20 protein-coding genes are annotated in these 23,800 nt (G+C 41.3%); 2 read left to right on the forward strand and 18 right to left on the reverse strand.

Features of this window, described 5'->3' with window-relative positions; translation table 11 throughout:
- The first annotated feature begins 333 nt into the window (after positions 1-333).
- Positions 334-1,899, forward strand: coding sequence for an ATP-binding protein (locus tag CJF29_RS19415; protein ID WP_099145978.1), 1,566 nt, complete (start codon positions 334-336; stop codon positions 1,897-1,899).
- Positions 1,900-1,925: 26 nt separating this feature from the next.
- Here the strand turns inward: CJF29_RS19415 and CJF29_RS19420 are convergent, their stop codons facing one another.
- Genes CJF29_RS19420 through CJF29_RS19435 form a run of 4 tightly spaced genes read right to left on the reverse strand, consistent with a single transcriptional unit; the run spans position 1,926 to position 6,149 of the window.
- The gene (locus CJF29_RS19420; RefSeq protein WP_004301439.1) at positions 1,926-2,822 is read right to left on the reverse strand and encodes an AraC family transcriptional regulator; all 897 of its coding nucleotides are present in this window, start codon (positions 2,820-2,822) and stop codon (positions 1,926-1,928) included.
- A 34-nt stretch (positions 2,823-2,856) separates the two neighbouring features.
- A complete protein-coding gene (locus CJF29_RS19425; RefSeq protein ID WP_085930461.1) occupies positions 2,857-4,197 on the reverse strand; it encodes a mechanosensitive ion channel family protein in 1,341 nt (446 codons plus the stop codon).
- A gap of 37 nt (positions 4,198-4,234) precedes the next feature.
- Positions 4,235-5,263 carry a DUF4435 domain-containing protein gene (locus tag CJF29_RS19430; RefSeq protein WP_004312100.1) on the reverse strand — a complete coding sequence of 343 codons (1,029 nt, stop codon included), beginning with the start codon at positions 5,261-5,263 and terminating at the stop codon, positions 4,235-4,237.
- Positions 5,264-5,285: 22 nt separating this feature from the next.
- Entirely contained in the window at positions 5,286-6,149 is an 864-nt protein-coding gene (locus CJF29_RS19435) for an AAA family ATPase (protein ID WP_032843051.1), read from the reverse strand.
- A gap of 122 nt (positions 6,150-6,271) precedes the next feature.
- On the opposite strand from CJF29_RS19435, the gene CJF29_RS19440 reads away from it, so the two are divergent.
- Positions 6,272-7,189, forward strand: coding sequence for a DMT family transporter (locus CJF29_RS19440; protein ID WP_055236320.1), 918 nt, complete (start codon positions 6,272-6,274; stop codon positions 7,187-7,189).
- Between the two features lie 7 nt (positions 7,190-7,196).
- Here CJF29_RS19440 and CJF29_RS19445 read toward each other — a convergent pair whose 3' ends face one another.
- From CJF29_RS19445 to CJF29_RS19510, 14 genes are all read right to left on the reverse strand, one after another.
- Positions 7,197-8,444, reverse strand: coding sequence for a GntP family permease (locus CJF29_RS19445; protein WP_008020669.1), 1,248 nt, complete (start codon positions 8,442-8,444; stop codon positions 7,197-7,199).
- 15 nt (positions 8,445-8,459) lie between these two features.
- On the reverse strand, positions 8,460-9,611 hold the full coding sequence (locus tag CJF29_RS19450; protein WP_008020668.1) for a glycerate kinase: 1,152 nt from the start codon (positions 9,609-9,611) through the stop codon (positions 8,460-8,462).
- A 40-nt stretch (positions 9,612-9,651) separates the two neighbouring features.
- A complete protein-coding gene (locus tag CJF29_RS19455; RefSeq protein ID WP_008020666.1) occupies positions 9,652-11,391 on the reverse strand; it encodes an alpha/beta hydrolase-fold protein in 1,740 nt (579 codons plus the stop codon).
- 183 nt (positions 11,392-11,574) lie between these two features.
- On the reverse strand, positions 11,575-13,215 hold the full coding sequence (locus tag CJF29_RS19460; protein ID WP_074638986.1) for a DUF5597 domain-containing protein: 1,641 nt from the start codon (positions 13,213-13,215) through the stop codon (positions 11,575-11,577).
- A 26-nt stretch (positions 13,216-13,241) separates the two neighbouring features.
- On the reverse strand, positions 13,242-14,318 hold the full coding sequence (locus CJF29_RS19465) for a transposase (RefSeq protein ID WP_002558306.1): 1,077 nt from the start codon (positions 14,316-14,318) through the stop codon (positions 13,242-13,244).
- Positions 14,260-14,670 (reverse strand): hypothetical protein, encoded by a 411-nt coding sequence (locus CJF29_RS19470; RefSeq protein WP_002558307.1) that lies wholly within the window; start codon positions 14,668-14,670, stop codon positions 14,260-14,262. Before CJF29_RS19470 ends, CJF29_RS19465 begins: the two co-directional genes overlap by 59 nt.
- 39 nt (positions 14,671-14,709) lie before the next feature.
- Positions 14,710-16,533 carry a SusC/RagA family TonB-linked outer membrane protein gene (locus CJF29_RS19475; RefSeq protein WP_176553196.1) on the reverse strand — a complete coding sequence of 608 codons (1,824 nt, stop codon included), beginning with the start codon at positions 16,531-16,533 and terminating at the stop codon, positions 14,710-14,712.
- A 177-nt stretch (positions 16,534-16,710) separates the two neighbouring features.
- Positions 16,711-18,495 (reverse strand): IS66 family transposase, encoded by a 1,785-nt coding sequence (tnpC, locus tag CJF29_RS19480; protein ID WP_413544489.1) that lies wholly within the window; start codon positions 18,493-18,495, stop codon positions 16,711-16,713.
- Positions 18,496-18,563: 68 nt separating this feature from the next.
- Entirely contained in the window at positions 18,564-18,899 is a 336-nt protein-coding gene (gene tnpB, locus CJF29_RS19485; protein WP_099147683.1) for an IS66 family insertion sequence element accessory protein TnpB, read from the reverse strand.
- Positions 18,893-19,267, reverse strand: coding sequence for a hypothetical protein (locus tag CJF29_RS19490; RefSeq protein WP_099147684.1), 375 nt, complete (start codon positions 19,265-19,267; stop codon positions 18,893-18,895). The genes tnpB and CJF29_RS19490 overlap by 7 nt, the downstream gene beginning before the upstream one ends.
- Positions 19,268-19,512: 245 nt before the next feature.
- A complete protein-coding gene (locus CJF29_RS19495; RefSeq protein ID WP_050554742.1) occupies positions 19,513-20,541 on the reverse strand; it encodes a FecR family protein in 1,029 nt (342 codons plus the stop codon).
- Positions 20,542-20,655: 114 nt separating this feature from the next.
- Positions 20,656-21,246: an RNA polymerase sigma-70 factor gene (locus CJF29_RS19500; protein ID WP_008020650.1), complete on the reverse strand. Its 591-nt coding sequence runs from the start codon at positions 21,244-21,246 to the stop codon at positions 20,656-20,658.
- A 154-nt stretch (positions 21,247-21,400) separates the two neighbouring features.
- Positions 21,401-22,492: a methylmalonyl Co-A mutase-associated GTPase MeaB gene (gene meaB, locus CJF29_RS19505; RefSeq protein ID WP_074638108.1), complete on the reverse strand. Its 1,092-nt coding sequence runs from the start codon at positions 22,490-22,492 to the stop codon at positions 21,401-21,403.
- An 11-nt stretch (positions 22,493-22,503) separates the two neighbouring features.
- Positions 22,504-23,571, reverse strand: coding sequence for a DUF1573 domain-containing protein (locus CJF29_RS19510; RefSeq protein ID WP_004301426.1), 1,068 nt, complete (start codon positions 23,569-23,571; stop codon positions 22,504-22,506).
- Positions 23,572-23,800: the final 229 nt, after the last annotated feature.

The following is a 23,800-nucleotide window of genomic DNA, read 5'->3' on the forward strand; positions in this document are numbered from 1 at the left end:
GTATTATCAATCACTTACGCTATTAGTTTAACTTGTTTATAAGCAAATTTAAGACCGGAACTTCACTCTTTTATCTCTCATTATGCATAAAATTAATCGGCTGACAGTTGTGAGAAGGTGAGAATTTTGGCTGATAGTGTATTTCCACCCGCTTGTCGTCAAAGATATGTTTCATCGCTTTTCAATGCATTACGCAAAGAAACACCGATAGCTCCTTTCCCACTAAGTATATATCCAACGTTGGACTTTCTTAAAAAAAGAACAGGCATAATTGACTTGAAACTAAATATCATTATCTTTGTGAATGTTTCACGCTAAAAACAGATATGCGTCATGGAAGAGAATTTCAGAAGATATCCGATAGGAATACAGAACTTTGAAGATTTACGCAATAATGATTGTGTCTATGTTGATAAAACGGAATTGATTTATCGTTTGACTCATACAAATAAAGTCTATTTTCTAAGTCGTCCCCGACGCTTTGGAAAAAGTTTGCTGGTTTCTACACTAGAGGCTTATTTCCTGGGAAAAAAAGAACTGTTTCAGGACTTGGCTATGGAGACTCTGGAAAAGGATTGGACGGTTTATCCGGTATTACACTTTGATTTTAGTGTGAGTAAATATATAACCGCTGATATGCTGTCAGCCGTTATTAACCGCCAATTGCTTTTATGGGAGAAAATTTATCAACGGGAAGAAGGAGAAACGACTTTCAGTTTACGTTTTGAAGGAATTATTCGTCGTGCTTACAAACAGACGGGTAAACAGGTGGTGGTATTAATAGATGAGTATGACTCACCAATGCTGGACAGCAATCATAATGATGAAGTTCAAAAGGAAATACGTAATATCATGCGGGATTTCTTTAGTCCACTGAAAGCCCAGGGACAGTATCTTCGCTTCTTATTATTGACAGGTATCAGCAAATTCAGCCAAATGAGTATCTTCAGTGAATTGAATAACTTGCAGAATATCAGCATGAGGGATGATTACAGTGCTATCTGTGGTATCACCGAACAAGAGTTGCGCACGCAATTGCAAATTGATATTGAACAAATGGCCCAAGCCAACAAGGAAACATACGAGGAAGCCTGTGTACATTTGAAACAACAATATGACGGTTATCATTTCAGTAAGAATTGTGTAGACATTTATAACCCATTTAGTTTATTCAATGCATTTGCGCAAAAGAGTTATGAGAATTTTTGGTTTTCGACCGGTACTCCCACTTTCCTGATAGATATTCTGCAAGAAAGCGATTTTGATATCCGGGAACTGGATAACACGACCGCCACCGCCGAACAGTTTGATGCGCCCAGCAATAGAATCACCGATCCTCTTCCGGTGCTCTACCAAAGCGGTTATCTCACAATTAAGGGATATGATCCGGATTTCCAACTGTATACACTGGCTTATCCCAACAAGGAAGTAAGAAAAGGATTTATCGAATCGCTGATGCCCGCTTATGTGCATCTGCCTGCACGAGAGAATACATTTTATGTAGTGTCCTTTATTAAAGACTTGCGTATTGGTCATTTAGAGGAGTGTCTGGAAAGACTGAAATCTTTCTTTGCATCTATCCCTAATAAACTGAACAACAAGGAAGAGAAACATTACCAAACTATCTTTTATCTGTTTTTCCGGCTGATGGGACAGTATATAGATGTGGAAGTGGATACAGCCATCGGAAGAGCAGACGCGGTTGTGAAACTTCAAGATGCCATCTATGTTTTTGAATTTAAAATAGATGGTACACCCGAAGAAGCATTAGCGCAGATTAACAGCAAAGGGTATGCTATTCCGTATCAGGCGGATCACAGGAAAATAGTTAAAGTAGGTGTAAACTTTGACAGTGCCACACGAACGATTGGTGAGTGGAAGATAGAACTCGGGAGTTAATCACCAAGTTCATAAATGAGAATGCGCTAAATCAGTTTCTTTTTCTTCCGGTAGTTCTCGCGAAACTCTTTAGGCGAACAACTCTTTTTCTTCTTGAAGATCCGGTTGAAATTGGAAAGGTTATTAAAACCGCACTCATAACAAATCTCGGCGATAGACATTGTAGAATCTACCAACAACCGGGAAGCAAAGCCCAGCCGAATATCAATGATATAATCGGAAAGATTCTTGCCTGTACGCAGCTTGAAGAAGCGGCTGAATGACACATCCGTCATCCCCACCATATCGGCCAACTGCCCCAGACGTATTTCTTCCTGATAATGTGTATTGATGTACTCCTGCACTTTCTGCACACGCCGACTGTCCGAATGAATATCTATCTTGGCAAAAGACGAACTGGACAAGGTACGTGCCTCTTCCTCAAAGAGAGAAAGTTCATACAAGATCGTCATAAATTTAATGACCGCATAAAATCCTTGCTTCTCTGAAGCAAGCGTATCCAGCAACGGATATATTTTGAGTATGGCGGACATCGGGAAACAAAGCCCTTTTTGTGCTTTATCCAGCATCCGGCGGATAGAGTCGAACTGATTCTTATTGATAAAGCTCTTGAAGAAAAGATCGGAAGAAAACTGAATCGTAATCTCCCGTATCTCTTTCGAACGGCACTCGTTCTGTTCCCAGACGTGCTCCAAGTCTTTTCCTGTTATCAACACCAAATCATAATCACCTATCACTTCGGAAGAGTCTCCTACAATCCGCCTTACTCCGGCAGCCTTTTCGGTGAAGTTCAATTCAAACTCGGAGTGGTTGTGTATAGGATAAGTGAATTCCGTTTTATAACGTTCCGCAATGTAAAAGCAATCCTTATCTGACAAAGGAGTGATTTCACGGATAATCTGGTTGGATAACGGTGTAGTCATAGTAATAGCAATTTATAAGCGTTTTATCGTTTGATTAGTTTTCTATCTTTACCCCTATCCGATGCAGGTCTGCCCCCGACGGGTTTTGGAAGACACGCAAGTCGAATTCGGGAATAATGGCAAGCACATGATCGAAAACATCTGCCTGTATGCCTTCGTAGGCAACCCATACTTTATTGGCAGAAAAGAAATAAAGTTCCAATGGGATACCGGTTTCAGTAGGCTGAAGCTGACGTACCATACAGGTCAGGTCTTGATTGACGGTAGGCAGATTCTTCAGATAGTTAGTCAGATAGGCACGGAAAACTCCCAAATTTGTTTGCCGGCGTCCATTCACTAACACAGAGTTGTCGATATGATGTTCCTTATTATATTCTTCCACTACCTTTTCCGTTTCATCCACATAGTCTTTCAACAGTTGTATCTTCCGGTATTTTGCCAACATCTCCGGCGTACAGAAATGCACACTGGTCATATCTATATTGATAGAGCGTTTCACACGACGTCCGCCGGATTCCTGCATTCCCTGCCAGTTTTGGAAAGAATCACTAATCAACAGGTAAGGAGGAATGGTGGTGATAGTATTGTCGAAGTTACGTACTTTTACGGTATTCAATGTTACTTCTATCACCGTACCGTCCGCACCATATTTCGGCATCGTGATCCAATCACCCACCTTCAGCATATTATTGGCGGAAAGCTGGATGCCGGAGACAAATCCCATGATACTATCTTTGAAAACCAACATCAGAACCGCAGCAGAAGCTCCTAATCCGGTCAGCAACACCACCGGACTTTGCTTTATCAAAATACTGATAATGATGATAGCTCCTATAAAGAAGAGAATGACTTGCGCTGTCTGCAAAAGCCCTTTCAAAGGTTTGTCTTTATATTGCTCACGCGCGCTATATACCAGATACACAGCCGTGAACAAAGCACTGACGAAGCGAAGAAAGACTGCAAGGATATAAATCATGCAAAGTCTTCGAAGAAAATCAAGCAAAGCAGAGTCTGCATGTTCGGGAAAAGCAATAGGAATAGATATATAAATCAATATAGGCGCCACCATCCTGCTGATGTTCACCATTACTTTATCATTAAATACAATATCATCCCAAGTAGCTTTTGTCTGTCTCACCAATTTAGCCACGGTACGCAGAATAATCTTGCGGCAAATCAGATTGGCCAGTAATGCTATTCCAATAATAAACAATAAGATGATAAAGTTATCAATCTTATCAGCCATAGCTTCATCCACTCCCATCGAGAGCAAAGCATGATTCACTTCTTGCATCACCACATTACCTGCTTCTTCCGGTTGCCCGTTTGCCAATGCCACACTCACTGTATCAACCACTTCTTTTACTTCTTTCATAAGCAATCGTCTCTCTCTTTTTTAGTTTTTCTTTTATTTATGATCTCTGTTTCTTTTCTTCTTTATTCTTTCCTTCTTCCAAATATTCACTGATATCCTGCCGTAGCCAATCATAATGGAAGAGTCTTTTGTAGGCTACATTCTTCTTGAGCATGATTTCTACGTTCACCTGGCTGTTCTGATAACAAGTCAGTTCGTTTCTGAACTGTTCATTGTGTTCGGCCAGCCGCTTGATTTCCTGTTCCCGTTCACGACGCAGCACGGTGCAGACCGGAATCAGTAGTTTCATTACCACATTATCCATCACATGGTGTCCCTGCATATACAAGTAAGTAGTTTCCGGCACCAAGCCCAGCTCTTTAAATTCAGTCCGCAATCCATTCACCTGATTGATGTTATGGGGAAATTTCCTTTTCAACTCTGCCAACTTCTGATTAACCCGTTGTTGAAGGGATTCCAAGCTCTTTTCCGGATGCCGGAGATTAATCTCGCGCAAAGAAGTATAAGTATGGAAATCGTACATAGGGAAAGTATAAGTATCCCGTTGGCGATAGAACCATACGTTCCAGAGGAAAAGCGGATATACTATTTCGGAGTACTTCTTCAGGTAGAAGTTGAAATCTAAAATGGAACGGTCATTCAACGTAGCCTGCACACATACTTCGTGAAGGCTTTCGGCAAAACAATGATAGTTTTCAATAGCATAGGTATAAGTCTGAAAAATATACCTGCTCCGGTTGATTTTACGGGAGGTATTGGTAGCTCCCTGCAACAGGAAATCATAGTCACTGTCCACACAGGCAATCAGACTTCTCCCCAATTCGGCTGTATTCAGCGTGTTCATGAGTACCATCTTTTTTCCTTTTGCCAGGGAGGTGGCCGAAGGAAGCATCACTTGGAAATAGTGTTCGTCGTCTTCAAACTCTTCAAGCAATGTGCGCCAGAAAGCGATGTCGTCATAGCTTTCTACGTAAGCGATGATACGTCGGCGGGCTTTCTTCGGATAAAGCTTATGGGCGGCATTGAAATAAGAAGAAGTCAGATTATCTCGTAGTGAAGTTGCCATTTGTTCTATTACAGGTTACGAATTACAAATTACAGTTGGAAGAATCCTTGTCGAGCTTGTGCCCTACGGTGGTAGATATATCGCTTACTTCTGTCACGGCATCCAGCCAGCCTTCCATAATGACGGCAGGCGAATGGGTAGTCAGGATAATCTGCACATTCGGATTCAGTTCACGTATCATAGCAATCAGTTTCTGCTGCCATTCTATATGAAGGGAGGCTTCCGGTTCATCCATAAACAATACACAATGGCTGTTGTCCTGCACGAGTACGGTCAGTAGGATAACCAGCATTTGCTTTTCACCGGACGACAGTTTATAAGGGAATAATAGTTCGCCATCCTGATAGAAAGCGATATCGTTCCGTTTCCTGTCTATCTTTTTGCGTGTATAGCTAAATAGTTCGTCAATCATATCCTGAAAACGACGTTTGGCTACAGATAATGTAGCTGCTTTACGACGCTCTTCTTCATCAATACTGGAAAGCATTTCAATCATCTTATTACCAATGTTGACCTGATAATCGAGGTAACGGCGTTGCAAGAGATAAAGCTGCCAGTCCAGTTCAGACTTTACATTCTTGTCGGCCATGCGGGCTGTGAAGTCACCCATAATCAGGGGACGGTCGTAGCTCCGGATGACGTCATAAGGAATATAGGTTGCCTGGGGATTGTCGAAAAAGAGACGCACACCGTTCTTCTCGTCACTTTTCATTTCACCGGAAAGTTCTTCGAGGTATCCCACCGAACGGTTCAGAATGGTAGTCTTCCCCACTCCGTTGATGCCGGAGAGGATGTTCACATCGGGACGCAAATCCCATCCTATATTAAAGCGTTCCCATAGTCCGTGTATCTCGATACGACGGATATAATTGGCTTGTTGTTCCATAATATTCAAGTTTAATCAAGGCAAATATAAACAAATCATACGATAAAAGACTACCTTTGCAACCGTTTTCTCTATTTGATTGTTAATGATATCAGAGATATGGTAAAATAAATAGTATCAACATGGACAAAAGTAAGAACCTGTATGGTCATTTGTTTGCGCTTACAGCAAACGTTATGTGGGGATTAATGTCTCCCATCGGTAAGTCGGCTCTTCAAGAGTTTTCCCCGATTTCTGTTACTACATTCCGCATGGTAGGGGCAGCAGCCGCTTTCTGGATCCTTTCTATATTTTGCAAACAGGAACATGTGAACCATCAGGATATGCTGAAAATCTTCTTTGCTTCACTGTTTGCGCTAGTATTCAATCAAGGAGTGTTCATCTTCGGGCTTTCTATGACTTCTCCTATTGATGCTTCTATCGTAACTACCACTCTACCGATTGTAACAATGGTTGTAGCAGCTATCTATTTAAAAGAACCGGTGACAAATAAAAAAGTACTGGGAATTTTTATAGGTGCTATGGGAGCGCTCATTCTCATTATGAGCAGCCAGGCAGGAAACAACGGAAATGGAAGCCTGATTGGTGACTTGCTTTGTCTCGTTGCGCAAATCAGTTTTTCCATATACCTGACTGTATTCAAGGGATTGTCTCAACGATATTCGGCAGTAACGATTAATAAATGGATGTTCATATATGCTTCAATGTGTTACATTCCGTTCTCCTATTATGATATTTCTACGATTCAATGGACTTCTATTTCCACTGTCGCCATTCTACAGGTACTTTATGTCGTATTAGGAGGTAGTTTCCTCGCGTATCTCTGCATTATGACTGCACAGAGGCTGCTCCGTCCTACGGTAGTCAGTATGTACAATTATATGCAACCCATCGTGGCTACGATTGCGGCAATCGCGATGGGCATCGGAAGTTTCGGCTGGGAGAAAGGGATTGCTATCGCACTTGTATTCCTGGGAGTATATATTGTGACTCAAAGTAAATCGAGAGCTGACTTCGAAAAGATAGGAAAAGAAGTATAAGCCACAACTAACAAAGTAAGCATAACAAGGTGGTAGAAGCAGCTAACACTGCACCAATAAGAGTTTCATAAGGTATTAACTTTAGTCGTTCTTTAAAAGTTAGTTCACAAACGCCGCCAGTGGCATGGAAAAAAGAGCCATGGGGCAAATGATCCAGTACAGTTGCTCCGGAATTTATCATTGCAGCTCCCCATACAGCGGAAATCCCTACTGCTAATATGGTTTCTGCAAAAGAGGCGGATGCAAGAGTACTTCCTGCGGTAGTAGAAGCGGTGGCGGCTGACATCAGCGCCCCTGATACAGGAGCAATCATAACTTCATCAAAGTGTGCTTGCGCCAACAGGTTTAATATCCAGTCTTTTAACGTAGAGTTCTTTATTATTCCGGCAATAGTACCAGTAGCAACCAATAAAATAGCAACAGAAGACATCTTTTGCAGTCCATACTCCATACAAGGCAAAAGATTCTTCCACTGCCTCATACAAAGTAATCCACAAAGACCACCTATGGGCAGCGCAATCAATGGGTCAATAGCAATATCTGCAACAGGACGTAAAGCTAAAAGTATAATCGTTACTATAGGAGCTACCAGACTACTGGCAAGTGACGGAAGTTGCCTATCATCTTGCACTTCCTCCTTTGTCTCACGCATCACCATCAATCGCTTAGGAATAAAGCGCACGATCACAAATACCGTAAACAGTAATCCTAAAAAAGCAGGTAAAAGATTAGCTAACATAACTGATGAAAGATCTGCTCCAAAATTATCAGCTGCAATAATCGTATTGGGATTGGGAGAAATGATATTTCCACATTTTCCTCCTCCTATCATAGCTACTAACAATACAGAAGGAGACAATCCTAATCGTTTACCTATGGAAAGAGCTACAGGAGCAACCGTTATAACAGCGACATCTATAAATACACCGACTGCACAAAGTAACATGGTAGCTAAAGCCAAAGCTCCAAATACTCGTTTCTCGCCTAATGAAGAGATGATAGCATTGGATAAAGTAGCAGCCGCTCCCGTTTTAATAAGAACGCCAGACAACACTCCTGCGGTAAGAATACGAATAATGGCCGGAGTCACGTCTTTTACTCCCTCCGTCATCATTTTTACAGTTTCCACCAGAGGCAATCCACCTAATAAACCACCGACAATAGCTCCGGCTATTAAACTATAAGCTGGAGCTATTTTTTTGATAATCAAAAATACGGATAACATTAATCCGATTAGAGCACCTATTGTTGTCATGAGAAACTCTTGATTTTATTTCTGATTCAGACTGAATTGCTTTATAATACGTATCAATTGGGTTACAGTACGCTCTACATTATCCAACGTAAACTTCTGCTGCATAGCTTTATCCAAAGATACAGGGGCAGGCTGAATAGATAATACAGCAGTAAATCCCATTTTATTCAGTTGTTCAGTAGCTTCGACCCCACCACCCAAAGCAATGACAGGGACATTTTCTTTCCGAGCTTCCTTCAAAATTCCGCCTAACGCTTTACCCATGCCCGTTTGTGCATCCAATTTCCCTTCACCTGTGAAAATAAGATCCGCGCCTTGCAATGCTTCACGAAAATGAAGAATATCCAATATGACATCAATGCCCGACTTTAGCTCTGCCTGTATAAAAGGAAGCAATCCTCCGCCGATACCACCTGCCGCTCCCGCACCTGGAATAAAAGCAATATCCATCTGTTTTTGTCTCTTAATAACCTCGGCATAATGCCGAAGCCCCTCATCCAAACTTATAACATGGTCCGGAGTAGCTCCTTTTTGGGGTGCAAATACATAGGCTGCTCCCTGCAAACCATAGAACGGATTATGAACATCACAGGCCATTGTAAAAGTGGCTTCTTTCAAAGCCGGATGAACAAAGGTTTCATCTATAAACTCAATCGCAGCCAAGTTACTCCCTTTCGGTTCTAATCGTTCTCCCGATTTTTCAAAGAAACGAATACCTAAAGCACTTAATATACCCATGCCAGCATCATTGGTTGCACTGCCGCCAAGTCCTACAATAAATTGACGACACCCGCGGTTCAATGCATCCAAGATCACTTCGCCAGTCCCATAAGAAGTCGTATTCATCGGATTGCGTAAAGGAAATGCGACTAAAGGCAATCCGCTTGCTGATGCCATTTCTAAAATTGCAGTAGCTCCATCTTTTGTTATTCCATAAGAAACTTCCACCGGATTCATTAACGGGTCATGCACCTCACAGAAGATCTTATTCACTTCCAGAGCAGTACAAATGGCCTCGGTAGTTCCTTCACCACCATCAGCTACCGGAAATTCTAATACCTCACAATAAGGCAGTTCTTTCCGGATAGCCTGCCGGGCGTACCGGGCAATATCCAGTGAACCTGCTGATCCTTTGAATGAATCAAATGCTAAAATAATTTTCTTCATACAACCTATATTTACATAACAAATTTATTTAGCAGACCACTTATCCAGCCCCAACTCTAATAACCGGCATTACGCCTTCTAAAGAAGCTCCTTTCGTATTTAATGTTCTTTTGTAAATCCAACCATTATTACAAAGCACATAAAGCACATTCATAGCTTCTCCTCCCCATGCAACAGATACAGGTTTCACATTTCCCGGCATGGATAGAATAGCTTCACTTCTTCCATTATAATCACAGATCTGAATACCATACGCCGTTGCCAGATACGTTCTTCCAAAATTATCACAGATTGCGGATGTCGTTTCTGCCCCATCAGATTGATCCGGCACATGAATATAATAGAATTCCTGCCCATATAGTAAATCCTTATGTTCCTTATTCACCTTATAGCTGAATCCACGCCGCGTGTCATATCCAAAAGCATATAACCAGTTATTGTTGCCACTTAACGCCAATGAATACACACTTTTTAATCCATCTGCCTTTCTTGATAACTCATATTCATTCGACAAATACCAGATTGAAGTAAACAGATCTCCCTGATTCTCTTTTCCAACTATATAGTAACCGCCATCTCTCAAAGCGACAGCGTTGCATGGACATATTTCAGTCTTTATGTTTTTCCGGATATGCCCGTTTTTATCTGCAATGACTAAACCTTTCCGAGATTCATATGCCAACATTTCATTATCTATTCCTATAGCCAGCACCTTTTTATCAATAATCACAGTTTCTCTTTTATCATCAAGCAACTTTGCTCCTTTCTCCGAAGCAACAAGGATTTCTCCTTTATTATTAGAAAGTAAAATAGAGTTATCTTCGATGCCGGACACGACCTGTTCGAAGTTTTTGCCATCCAATAAAACTTGCCTCAACATAGAATTATGTGTTTCCTTTTTGGGTGATGGAGAATTACCCGGATATCCTTTCCAAAGAAAGCGCATTGCATCCGGAAATAATTGAGTTACATTATCATCACAATGATCTGCATTCTCCGTAAATTGATAGGTAAAGTCATAACCTGCAAAATCCATGGCACGCACCATAGCCTGATTAGCACTCCACCAATCACCAAATGAAGTCCACATATCATGTGAACCACTTTGAAAATAAAACCGAATAGGTTTAGGCTCAAATTTATGAACCAATGTAGAATTCGTAAAAGAACCTCTTAATCCGGTCAGCGAACCGCAAGAGCTATAAACACGAGTGAACTCTTCGGTATTCCAGGCAACATTAAAAGCACAGGCAGCACCAGAACTACAACCTGTAATCATCCGGTCATTTTTATTTTTCGATAGTATTATACTTTTCCCTTCGGAAGTCTTCAATGATTCGACAAAAGGCAAAAGTTCCTCTAAAACAAACTGTCCAAAACGTGGAGAAGGAGTATCATATTCGTATGTCCTGTTTGCCCGTGGACTATCCGGGTCAAAATCACCTATGACTTGTCCCGGAGAAGCAGCCACCAATATCATCATTGGGATTTCTTTACTGGATATTAGATTGGACACTACAGTATCCGCTCTATAACTCATTCCATCTTGAAACACACAGACACATGCAGGAGTCTTTCCATCATATTGTGCAGGTACATAGATGTCTACTTCACGTATCGTACCGGGAAATACAACGGACTTATCAAAACGAGCATAAATATGCTCGCCATACTCTACGCCGACTTTTTTCTTACTGTCGGCCGTTAATACATATTTATTCTGTGCCTGACAAAGACAACAGACTAAAAGCAAAAAAAGCATTAATAATTTTTGTATCATAACCCTCTATTTTTTATCGATTAATGACTTTACTCTCTATACACCCAAACAAAATTATGTAAAAAATACCATTATAGCCAACTTGACAAGATATTATTGCACCTTACAATCCAACTTCAACTCACGAATGCCCGGAGCTCAACAATATTCATGTTCACCTAAAATATAATCAGAATAACTTGATTAATTTCTGATATACACCTTAGCCTTATAAATTCCCGGAGTAGCTATCTTCTTACGACTTGCATAAGAATACGTAAAATTTTGCTCTCCCTCTGCTTCCAAAAAGCCTTTAGATGCATTCACTTCTGAAGAGTCATAAAGACGTCCTACGGCGATCAAAGCATAATTATGCCATGTCTCATCACCATTCAATAAACGGGCAGAGCTCCATTCCCCAGCTTCATAACCTCCCTCCCATATCTGTTCAAAATAGCCTATCTTATTGGGATCATTTGCCGAAATAAATACTTTAAAGTTCATCCCTGCAACCAGAAACTCATCTATATCCGTTTGTATAATCAGGCCGTAAGCCGGTTCATTATTCTTTTCATACACCACTTTTAGCGTATAATCCTTAAATGGGAACACTTGTTCCATTTCATCACCATACTTCAATATACCACGCATTTTTCCCGTACCTTGATATCGGATAATTAAAGATTGCAATTCTTGCAACACTTCATACGATTTGATTAGAAGAAAATGTTCACCCTCGTCCTCTATTGCAAATGGAGCAAAACCAATCGCATCATGTTCGGCAAAGGCATAAAAAGCTCTTCCCGGCTCCATAGTAGATTCCGGGATAAGTAAAGGATTATCCGGACGATGATATTCAGCTACTATTCGCTTAAAGTCAGGTAAATAAATATCAGGAGTCAAAATATCAAGGTGACCGGCAGCAGCTTTATAAATGTCAATAACACGCGAAACCGGTCCACCCGTAGGATATCCTCCCGGCAACTGTTCCGGATATTGCACCAGCCATGCATTGACAAACATGGGTAACGGATATTGCTCCTTTCCCACCCTAGCCACCTCATCGATATAGTCAGCGTACTGCCACGCCATAAAGAATTCTTTAGTAAAAGGCGTATCTCCAAACACCTCTTTCCATGTTCCAGCTTTCACCGAGCCCTTGCTTTCCCATATCTCTTTCACATGTTGATTCAACATATCCTTATTATCCTCCAAATAAGTCATCAGCTTTTCTGGAACCTCTTTTTCAAACCCTACTAAAGCTTGTGGACAGTAATCTATCTCCTGAAATACTCCAACCTCGTTCTCCGGTTGGATAAGAATTACCGTACGTTCCTTATCAACCTCCGACAGATATTTCATCAATGCCCCAAACGCTTTTGCATCCGCTTTCCGGGCTTCCCTACAGAAAGGAGAAATCGTTTCAATATTCTTCCCATCCTTATTCTTCACCCGAAAGAAACGTTCCGTATCTTTCTTAACCCAACCCGGCACATAACTCGATTCTCCATTCTTCCAACTGCCAAACCAAAGCAGACAAAGTCTCAAATCATTCTCACGAGCCTTTTGTAACATGACATCAACCAAATGATAATCAAAAATTCCCTCTTCAGGTTCTAACAACTCCCAAGTCACAGCTGCCAACACAGTATTCAGATTCATCGATTTGAGACGTGCCCAAACAGGTTCCATATACTCAACCGTAGAAGACGTGGAATTATGAAGTTCTCCGGCAATCATCAGAAAAGGTTCATCGTTGACCATCAACTGGACTGCTCCTCCATTTTTCTGCAAAAAAGGAATTGTTTCTTCTTTAACCCCTCCCTTATTATCGCATTGTACCATAACGGGGCACTTGCAAAAACCTGTGTTTAGCCAAATATCTTTGAGAGTCTGAATAAGAAGAACTTTACATCTATAACCCCATGTAGTTGTGCTCGAAACTGCTTGATCTTTGAATTAAGAGATTCAGCAGACGCATTGGTAGACCGATTGATGAAGTAGTTGAGAATCTCTCCCTGCCGTTCATAGATGGTTGCTGCAACAGTGTTGAAGTTTTCGTCTCCGAACTCTCCGACTTTTGCATACCATTGGGCGAGGCTTTTCTTCCCGCTTTCCCTTGTGGCGTTTTTGTTATTGAAAATCATGCGCAAAGAGTGCGAGATTGAATATGCGGTCTTCATATCAGGATAGAGTTCAAACAGCAGCCTTGCACGGATTTTCTGAGTCGCTGTCCATTTATCTGCCGATGTCATCAGCAAATAGCGTGAGCGCGTCAGGAGTTCACAGACGGTATCTCCGTTTGACAGCCTCACAGGCTCGTACTTCTCATTCTTGCGGTTAGGCTTCCGTCCTTGTTTTCCTTTCCGTTTGCCTCCATTCTTCTCAAGACGTCTCTTTCGTGCCTCGGCATTCTTCTTGTTACGGAGCTTGTGCTGCTCGCGCGCTTCCACTTCGGTACGTTGGGCCTCGCGCCTGTGCCTGATACGCACTTGCTGCATGGCATCGTAGCAGTCCTTCTGGACATGGAAGCGGTCGATGGTTATCGTGGCATACGGGAAGCACTGCTTTACTATGGAATGCATGCTCTCGGAGAAGTCCATCGTTACCTCCAGCACCTTAGCCCTCTCGTACCAAAGGATGCGCATCAACGCCTTTACGACATCCTCGACCTTTGTCCCCTTGATAATGGCCACGATAGCTCCCTTGCCGCCATGGGCAGCCTTGTTGGAGATTATTGTATAAAGTTCACCGTCAGAGAGCGCTGTCTCGTCAATGCTCAGTTGTGGCCCTATGTTCTTATAGAAGACAAGCCAGTCCTCCGCATGTGACAATTCTTTCCACGTGCGGTAACCGCTGAGGAAATCCTTGTAGGCACGTTCGAACTCGTCAGCCTTGATGTGATACGGTTTCTGGAGTGATCTGGCTGTAATCGGGGATGTATCCAAGGAATTCTTTTAAAAAAGCGGCAAACTCCTTAGTGTGCCGTGTTCCTTTTGCTGTCAACTCCCAATCTCTGCTATACGTCCTGCCCAAACCGTCCTTCCAACGGCGACGGCATACGTGCAGAACGGTACGGTGCTCGTTGAGAGGAAAGTGGTTGATGCATGATTCCGGGTAGAAACCGTTGGGAGACAGCTCTGTGTGACCATCCGGCTGAAGGTTCTTCTCGTGAAGATACAGATGGAGAATCTTCTCCACGCCACGTTCTTCTTCCTTAACATCGGTAAGGTCAAAATATTCGTTGAACTCCGAAGGGAGTATGTAGCTTAATAGCTTTACTAATGGATTCTCTGACATTGCTATATGATTGCAAAACAAAGGTACTACAAAGATTTTTTATAGCAAAAAATAACAAACGAAAACACAGGTTTTTACACGTGCCCCAAATAAATCAATCACATATCTATCACTATTACTATCCATATTGGTTATAATCCCCTGTCTTCCTGTAGTTATCTGTTGATCCAAACGGAAATCCCAACGCGGAGAATCTGTGTCGACTATATTTTCTTTGTAGTTATAAAGATCTCTAAAATAGCTTGCATTGATAACCAAACCTTTCATAGGAGTCAACACCGCAAATACTTTACCAGTGAAACGGCGCTTATTTTTTTCACCTTGTAGAGCTTCCAATATCCACAACGGATTATTTTTATCTCCCGTTCCTGTCTGCCCTGTACCATACCTTCCGTCCGGATGGCGAGGAACCATACCCGGTGTTGTAGAATAGAACCATTCCAAAGCTCCATTTATATTACCAGCATCATTCACACCTAGCATGCCTGATACGTTTACACCTACCTTCAACCAATCATTTACTATAAAATCTGTATTGGTTCTCAAATTTACGACTTTATAAGAAGTATTATTCATCAAACCATCATTGTTCTGAAAATTGACAGAGGTATATGAAGAAACCTTGTTATTTCCACCTCTCAAAGATATTTGATGGGTTTGCACCATATTGGTATTCAACAGTACATCCCACCAATCCGTATTCGGATATTTTATTGGATCAACCTTTGACTGTTCTCTCCATAAATTTATAAAATCATCTCTGTACAATTCTCCTCTCTGCGAGTTCCTTGCCACCTGATTACATAAATCCATATAATCAGCAGTATTGCTTACCAATTCAGGAAGTTTTGTCGCCCCATTCCAGCCTACACTCCCACTATATTCAAGTTCTATCTTCCCGTTTGTATTCTCACCTGTTTTAGTTGTTATAAGAATAACACCGTTAGAAGCTCTGGAACCGTAAATAGCAGCAGATGCGGCATCTTTCAAAACAGTTACAGAAGCAATATCATTGGCACTAATTTGTCCGATTTCGCCAGGTTGTCCATCAATTAAAATCAACGGGTCCTGACCGGCATTTAGGGAGCCGACCCCTCTTAGACGTAAAGTAGCTCCATCCGCTCCGGGAATACCTGAACCTTGTCTCACATTCAAACCGGGCATCGTACCAGATAAGGCACTAGAAACATTAGTGATAGTTCGGGAACTTGTCAAATCATTATCAAAGTTTACATTAGCTACGGAACCTGTCAGGTTTACTTTTTTCTGTACACCATAACCAACTACCACCACTTCATCCAACATCGCCATATTTTCGATCAAAGTGATTGTCAGAGGTTTATTTCCGTCAGTCTTGATTTCCTGCTTTTTATAACCGATATAAGAAACGTCCAACCACACCTCTTTTCCGGCTTCGACATACAATACAAAGTTCCCATCAACATCGCTGACTGTTCCCACACTGACACCTCTAACAGCAATCGTTGCGCCAATAATGGGTTCTCCATTAACATCTACCACCTTTCCGGTTATTTTCTTCTGATTTTCCGTTTTAAGCAATTGCTTGTTAGATAAAATAATGCTTTTATCCAGTACTGAGTAGGCTACATCCGTATTTTTGAAAAGTTCGTCTAGTATTTTAAAGACATTCTGCTTATTAGCCGTTATAGACACACGTCTGTGGACATCCACTTGTTTACTGTTATAGAAAAATACAAATTCAGTTTGTGCCTCTATTTTATTCAAGACACTTTCAACAGTTTGATTCTCCACATTCAATTCCAAAATTGTGTTTTGAGCATAGGTATTCGCTGCGCTGATACATCCCACGGAGATGCACAACATAATAATTAATAATCTCATAGGCAGTGGAATTTTATTTAAGGTTACGCATAGTAACTTTCCTATCCAAAAAAATTGGATACTACAATGTTTTTGCATGTTAGCGTCCAATTTTGACGTGTACCCCAAGGAAAGCCGCCACAAGGCGGTTCCCTCATAAATAACGTCAAAAAAGATACTGATTTTTAATATTTGTTATTACTCCAGTCCGATTGTCAAGGGTAACAAATGTTCATAATCCCTACGTCCTTTAACAATTTCGCTGAAAAATCTCTTGAAATAATCAAGCACAGACACACCCTGCATCTTACAGGTTGAGATGATGGTATGATATACCGCTGAAACGTGTGCCATCCTGTCACTTCCGAAGAATAACGAGTTCTTTCGCTCACCGGCCAAGGGACGGATAAAACGTTCGGCAATGGAATTGTCGATGGAATAAGAGCCGTCATTCAAGTAGGCGAACAGCTGAGTCCAAAAAGTATTCATATAATTTATTGCCTTCTCCATCAACTCTCCGCGGGGCGGATGACCGTCACTGAGCAAGACGTCAAGCTTACTGCGTAACTTTATGATTACTTCTTTGGTCTTTAAGTTATTCCGGCAAAGCTTTATCTGCTCGGGGGACAACTGCCCTTCTTCATACTCGCGTTCCAGCTTGTAAAGCTCACCGATCAATTCCAATATGAATGCCGCATCCTTATCATTACCCTGATCCAACGCATACTTGAACTTCGCACGGGCATGGGCCATGCAACAAAGATGTTCTATATCGACCATATGATCATCCAAATACAGATAGACATTGTAGCCATCTGACTGAAGAGCTTTCACCTGGCTGTCACCCAAGATATGCTTCAAGGCATCACGTCCTCTGGAACCATCCTCGTAGCAATAGATAACCACTTTTGACAGTTTGTTGACCAGACACCAGATGTATTTCTTCTTATAGCAGCCTTTACGCTTTACCCGGCACCAGGTCTCATCACAGTTCACGATGGAATCCTTTTCCAAACAAGTATTCTTAAGATAAGCAATCAAACCGCAGAAATGGGTAGAGCCTTTCTCCAACCAATTGGTCAGACTCATACGGCTCAAACGCATTGATTCACCTGATAATCTGTACATTTCACGATAAAGAGGGGTATCCAGAACATATTTGTTGAAAGCAAGATAAGCCAGAAAAGAACCGGAAGCGTGCGTTCCAGGAACCACGTCAATGATTTCAGGCTGCCCACTGAAAGGGAAATAGCCTTCATGAATTTTCCCGTCCGAAGTCTTATAGCGGATAACCTCGTAATCATGCTCGACAAGCTTGCTTACCTGTTCATAGGCATATTTACGGAAACGTTTGATGATTTTTGAACCTGCCGGCAGTTGGCGGATATCACTATTATGACAAACCGTATTGTCAGCGCTCATAGTGCGATAAGAAAGTCCTTGACGATAAAGACGGGCTTCTTTTGATTTTGATTCAAAATCCTCTTCCTGCGCATGAGCCTCACCAGATTGTGGCAAGCAGGAGCCGAGGGATTGGGGAGTGCCGTCGAAATCATCCTTGTCACGTGTATGGTCCTCTTCGACCTCACGCTTCTTTTTATGGATTCCTTTTTGGCTCTTACCATCATAAAGATTCTTATTACGGACTTTAAGCCGCTCTTCCAAAGCTGATATTTTAGACAACAGATTGATGTTCATCTGTTTATAATCGTCCAGCTGTTTTTCAGCTGCAATGGCCGATCTCTGCAAAGACAACAGTTCATCAACCTTGGACAACAGTTCATCTATGCGAGCCTCGTCCCGTTGGATCCGTTCAGCGTCACGCTCACGGGCAGCCATCAGCGCTATTATCATTTTTGATTTTTCGTCAGGGGTCATATCTGAATATGGGTCTTCAAAAGGTGCAGGAGTCTCCTCCCGTTCCTTCAATTTCCTTGCGGAAGAAAGCTGTTTCATTCTTTCCAAATCATTCATATTCAGCATCTTTGTTGCTTCAAAGATACAAAAAAACAATGAAATAAAAGAATTTTTTACTACTTTTTAATTGATAATTATTTGATTATTAAACGTTTAACAACAGGGGATTCCAACAAGAGGATGACATCCTGCCAATTGATTGAATAAATACTTTCAGCACCATTACAGGTTACATGCATAAACTGGTAGCCGGGTCTGAAACGTTTCTCAAACATACTGTAAGACCGTCGGTCATAGCTGAACAAACGAACCAGACGTAAATCTTTAGACATCACGATAAAGACATCACCATCCTCAGGCTCACGGTTCAACTGTTGATGGATGATGGATAAGACCTTATCATATTTACAGCGCATATCATGAAAATCACGAACTAAGAAAAAACGATTTAGTCCTGTAATATTCAACATAAGCCCTCCAGTTTCTCCACTAAGCTTTTCAAACCTTCGTAGCTTAAATTTTTCTGACTGAGATGAACACCATTGCTCATGCGGATATCCACCAGGATTCGAAGTTCGGTATGACAAGAAAGCCGAGGATCCGATTCTGGCTTTACTTCCCGGATTGAGGAAGGACTTTCCGGCACTTCTGCTTCCGTTGAGGGAGAACCCAAAACCTGAACAGGAATTATCTTCTTTCGGGTATCCTTGTACCATTTGGAAAATAGGTTATAAGGAACTTGGTTGGACATACAAAATTTCTCAATAGAAACACCAGCAGGGATACCTTCCAATTTATAGCGCAAAAATAGACGCTCAAAATCATTGTAACTATACATAAACTTGGATTTTGATTTAACGAAAGCAAAGATCTGGATTTTATATCGGTTATACTATACGGCATTTTTGGACGCTAACTTTTTGCATAAATTTGTTGGACTTTTAAATTTAAAAATAAAGTTAACTGCACTTGTCTGCAAACAAGTTGGTTTAATGAATTTTTATATGGGGAAAAATACTGCAATATTTTTTCCCATATTTTTGTTTTAAGGCGGATGTGTTTTCATATCATAGTCTTTTTTAGTTAATAAATTTCGATAACGCTCTTTCCTTTTACGACTTCTTCTCCTTTCCTGGTGGTTTCAATATACTTATATTTTATTCCTGAAGCTATTTTAAAATGTTCCAGAATCCTATCCAAACGCTGATCTATAAAAGTACCGGTAAAGCAATACTCTTTCAACAATGAGTTTGTAAGCTGAAAGTCAACTTCAAATCGCTTGCTTAAAATCCTTAAAGCATCTTCAATCGGAGTGTCGCGGAAAATAATCTTTCCGCTTTTCCATGCTATATCCGATTCGATGGAAGTATCCGTACATACCAACTTTTCACTCCCGAAGTCATATACCACTTTCTGCCCAGGAATCATCATATGCACCGTCTCCTGACCTTGTTGGCGGCAATGGAAGTTCACTTTACCCGTTACCAGACTGGCCGCTACGAAATCGTCTTTCGGATAAGCATCCACATTAAATTCCGTACCTAAAACTTCCAGTTGCACATTATCTCCCACGTTAACCAGAAATCGCCTTCCGGCATCCTTCCTTACTGAAAAATAAGCTTCGCCCTCCAGTTCGACTTGTCGGTCACTCTCGGTAAAACGAACCGGATATTTCAAATAGGAAGCAGAGTTCAGCCACACTTGAGAGCCATCCGGTAAAGTAATCTGCGAAATCATTCCGGGATTTGCACGGATCTCAACATACTGGTCTACATCGGCATCCTGACTGAAAAAGAAATAAAGAGAAGAGATTAGCAATGGGATGGACAAAATAGCTGCAACTCTCATTGTCCATTCCCACCAACCTCTTTTCATCCGTTTAGACAATCTCTTATCAACCTTTACTAATGCCTTTTTTGCATCTACCTGACTCAAAGTTTGTACAACATCGGTTGCACGATATAGGTATAATATCTGTTTGGCAGTTTTCCTGTTTTCTTCAGAGAGAGAAATCCAAGTTTCTACCTGTTCTTTTTCTTCGTTCTCCAATACTCCGGAAAAATACCGGAGTAACATGGCTTCATCCATTGCTATATTTAATTCTCTATTCATTTTTCCCTGTTTTACTAATATGACTGGAAACTCGCGATAGTTCCTAAACGAAAATGCAACTTTTTTTAGAAAAAGCTGCATTATTTATTTTAAACCACTGGAAATCAATACAATTTATTTAAAAAGGAAATAAGGGAAAATAGCTGCAATCAGTGGCAAATAATCTTTGAGTTCTGTTCGAAGAATCTTCAAAGCCTGCTGAATACGATAATCTACAATCTTGGTAGATACATTCAGCTCCTGCGCTATTTCCTTATAGGTTTTATCTTGATAACGACTCATTTCAAAAGCAACACGATATGTTTCCGGTAACTGTGCGACTGTTCTTTCTATTTTCGTCATCAATTCTTCGGCAATATAAAAATCAGGATCTTCAAAAGTCCCCTGCATTTCTGTTGCCAATACATGTTCGCAGAAACGTTTTTTAGTATAGTTCTTATCAATCAATGCCAGACATTTGTTTTTGACAGACTTGAATAAATAACTTCTTAGAGAAACTTCTATCACCTGAAACGATCTGTTTTCCCATAACCAGACCATTATGTCCTGAACGATCTCTTCCGCATCTTCCATGGACACATAATATTTGCCAAAAGCACATAGCACAGGGTAATATTTCAAAAACAAGGTATTAAAGGCTTCCCTATCCCCTTTTTTCATTTGAGAATAAAGCTCAAAATCTTCTGTCATCACCAATTTATCCATCTAGTTTTTACGATTTTAAGGAATTAACCATGCTATTACATGACGGCAAATATAGGCAATAAAATATTAAATGGGATACCTTTACCACATTTTTCAATTCAGATATCAATTAATGAAGGGCAGCCAAACGAACGTAGCGTGCTTCCCGGTAATCTTATTTCAAATCCTCAAAATAAGTATCGAGCAGACTTCTTGCAGCTATAAACGAAGTCAGGTTACCTTTCAATACCTGCTGTTCTTTTTCTAAAAGCATTGTTTCAATCTTCGGATTATGATAAAAGCTGTCACGAAGTTGTTCATTAATGCTTTCATACATCCAGTATTTACTTTGTTCGTTGCGGCGATATTCAAAATAGCCGTTTTCTTTCACGAAGTCAATGTATTCGTAAATCATGTCCCAGACCTCCTTCACTCCCAGGTTATAAAAGCCGGAGTAAGTCAATACTTTGGGAGTCCATCCGGATTCAGGCGCAGGAAACAGATGCAATGCATTACGGAATTGAGTGGCAGCCAACTTGGCACGTTCCAGATTATCTCCATCGGCCTTATTGATAACGATGCCGTCCGCCATTTCCATAATACCACGCTTAATCCCTTGCAGTTCATCGCCCGTACCGGACAACTGAATCAACAGGAAGAAATCAACCATCGAGTGAACAGCCGTTTCGCTCTGTCCCACTCCTACGGTCTCCACAAAAATCTTATCGAATCCGGCAGCCTCACAAAGAATAATCGTTTCACGTGTTTTGCGTGCCACTCCTCCCAAAGAACCGGCTGACGGACTAGGGCGGATGAACGATTTAGGATGTACGGAAAGCTGCTCCATACGGGTTTTATCTCCCAAAATACTGCCTTTACTACGCTCACTGCTAGGGTCGATGGCCAATACCGCCAGTTTGCCCCCCTTTTCGAGCACGTGCAGACCGAATACATCTATGGATGTACTCTTTCCCGCACCGGGAACGCCGCTAATACCAATCCGGATCGAATTTCCGGAAAATGGCAGACATTTCTCAATGATTTCTTGTGAGACAGCCTGATGTTCAGGCTTTACGCTTTCAACCAATGTCACAGCCTGACTCAATATAGTGACATCACCTTTTACGATACCTTCTACAAACTCTGCTACTGAAAGCTGGCGTTTCTTAGGTTTCCGCTTTAAGTAGGGATTCACAGATGAGGGTTGCTCAATGCCTTTATTGACAACAAGCCCCTTATATTCTTCACTATTTTCAGGATGTTCCATAATCATAGGATTTAGCGTTTGATATTGATTTCGACTTTCGGGCGTAACGGATCATTTGTTATCATCAGGATACGTAAATGATGCTTCTTATTACCTACGTCACGCTTACGAATAGTTACTTTGAGCTTCGTCATTCCATCCGGAGGAAGGACTGTCTTCTTCAGGCTCACTCCTACCGATGAATTGAATACCTGCAACTTACTGATGACTAACGGAGTCTTTCCGGAATTAGCTATCAATATATCATGGCTTACCTTATTCTTCTTTATCAACGGGATACTAAGATCAATATCCGTTTCCGAAATGTGCATGGCAGGAGCGTTCAAAGAATCTTTTTCCGTCATACGTGAGAAGTCGGGAAGAAGAATGGCCGAAACCGGTATTTCATTATCTTCGCTCACCTTATCACCGGAGAAACGGGAAAGGTAGACAGAAGTCTGTGTCAATCCGTAATCTTTTAGCTGGCTTGCATCCAGCGTCAGTTTGATAGTTCCTTTCTTGCCTTTCAACAAGACTTTGGGTTCCGCTTCCATTTTCAGATAAGGAGGCAGATGCATCAATACCGGTTCGTAAGGACGATCAGAAAGATTGGCGATATCAAAGGTCAATGAAGGCTGCTGTCCGCGATAGACATCGGGGAAAGCAAACTCATCACGATCTAAACGAATATTTCCGATTGTATAAGGAAGTAGCTTTGTATAATCTTTTATTTCCTGCACTACTTCACCGGTAAACTTCAGATAGACCAAGCTCGGACTGGCATTGCTATATATTCCTATCGACTTTTCAAAATGTCCTAACGCTTTTGCGTCAAAAGAAGCTTTTACGACTCCTTTTCCTCCCGGAGCAATCGGTTCTTTGGTCCAGTCGGCCACGGCACAGGCACAAGAGGTTGTGACGTTGGTCAGTACCAATGGCTGGTTTCCCGTGTTAGTGATGGTATATTCCACTGTCACCGGACGTTTCCACTCAATTTGTCCGAAGTTATGTGTCTCTTTATTTGAAGAGATACGAGGTTGGGCAACGGCTGCCAAAGCGACAGTAAGTAAAGATAATATAGATAGTAAACTACGTTTCATGCGATATTTTTTATTTTGGTGCACAAATGTAGGGGTTTTAGATGAGTTTTTCACCACAGATTACACAGATTAACACAGATTGGGAAAAGACTTTACTTAATAGCAGTCCTTGTAAGCCCCTGTTTATAAGAAAAAAGTTCCTCACCGACGAAGGATGCCTTCCTCGGTGAGGAACACCCTCTTCATCAGTGAGGAACGCCTCGCTCGTCGGTGAGAATAAAAATCCCCT

Source organism: Bacteroides celer, assembly GCF_002632415.2.
Classification (GTDB): domain Bacteria; phylum Bacteroidota; class Bacteroidia; order Bacteroidales; family Bacteroidaceae; genus Bacteroides.

Coding starts and splice junctions, on each gene's coding strand:
- CJF29_RS19415 (WP_099145978.1), top strand. CDS start 334: ATGGAAGAGAATTTCAGAAGATATCCGATAGGAATACAGAACTTTGAA.
- CJF29_RS19420 (WP_004301439.1), bottom strand. CDS start 2,822: ATGACTACACCGTTATCCAACCAGATTATCCGTGAAATCACTCCTTTG.
- CJF29_RS19425 (WP_085930461.1), bottom strand. CDS start 4,197: ATGAAAGAAGTAAAAGAAGTGGTTGATACAGTGAGTGTGGCATTGGCA.
- CJF29_RS19430 (WP_004312100.1), bottom strand. CDS start 5,263: ATGGCAACTTCACTACGAGATAATCTGACTTCTTCTTATTTCAATGCC.
- CJF29_RS19435 (WP_032843051.1), bottom strand. CDS start 6,149: ATGGAACAACAAGCCAATTATATCCGTCGTATCGAGATACACGGACTA.
- CJF29_RS19440 (WP_055236320.1), top strand. CDS start 6,272: ATGGACAAAAGTAAGAACCTGTATGGTCATTTGTTTGCGCTTACAGCA.
- CJF29_RS19445 (WP_008020669.1), bottom strand. CDS start 8,444: ATGACAACAATAGGTGCTCTAATCGGATTAATGTTATCCGTATTTTTG.
- CJF29_RS19450 (WP_008020668.1), bottom strand. CDS start 9,611: ATGAAGAAAATTATTTTAGCATTTGATTCATTCAAAGGATCAGCAGGT.
- CJF29_RS19455 (WP_008020666.1), bottom strand. CDS start 11,391: ATGATACAAAAATTATTAATGCTTTTTTTGCTTTTAGTCTGTTGTCTT.
- CJF29_RS19460 (WP_074638986.1), bottom strand. CDS start 13,215: ATGGTACAATGCGATAATAAGGGAGGGGTTAAAGAAGAAACAATTCCT.
- CJF29_RS19470 (WP_002558307.1), bottom strand. CDS start 14,670: ATGTCAGAGAATCCATTAGTAAAGCTATTAAGCTACATACTCCCTTCG.
- CJF29_RS19475 (WP_176553196.1), bottom strand. CDS start 16,533: ATGAGATTATTAATTATTATGTTGTGCATCTCCGTGGGATGTATCAGC.
- tnpC (WP_413544489.1), bottom strand. CDS start 18,495: ATGCTGAATATGAATGATTTGGAAAGAATGAAACAGCTTTCTTCCGCA.
- tnpB (WP_099147683.1), bottom strand. CDS start 18,899: ATGTTGAATATTACAGGACTAAATCGTTTTTTCTTAGTTCGTGATTTT.
- CJF29_RS19490 (WP_099147684.1), bottom strand. CDS start 19,267: ATGTATAGTTACAATGATTTTGAGCGTCTATTTTTGCGCTATAAATTG.
- CJF29_RS19495 (WP_050554742.1), bottom strand. CDS start 20,541: ATGAATAGAGAATTAAATATAGCAATGGATGAAGCCATGTTACTCCGG.
- CJF29_RS19500 (WP_008020650.1), bottom strand. CDS start 21,246: ATGGATAAATTGGTGATGACAGAAGATTTTGAGCTTTATTCTCAAATG.
- meaB (WP_074638108.1), bottom strand. CDS start 22,492: ATGGAACATCCTGAAAATAGTGAAGAATATAAGGGGCTTGTTGTCAAT.
- CJF29_RS19510 (WP_004301426.1), bottom strand. CDS start 23,571: ATGAAACGTAGTTTACTATCTATATTATCTTTACTTACTGTCGCTTTG.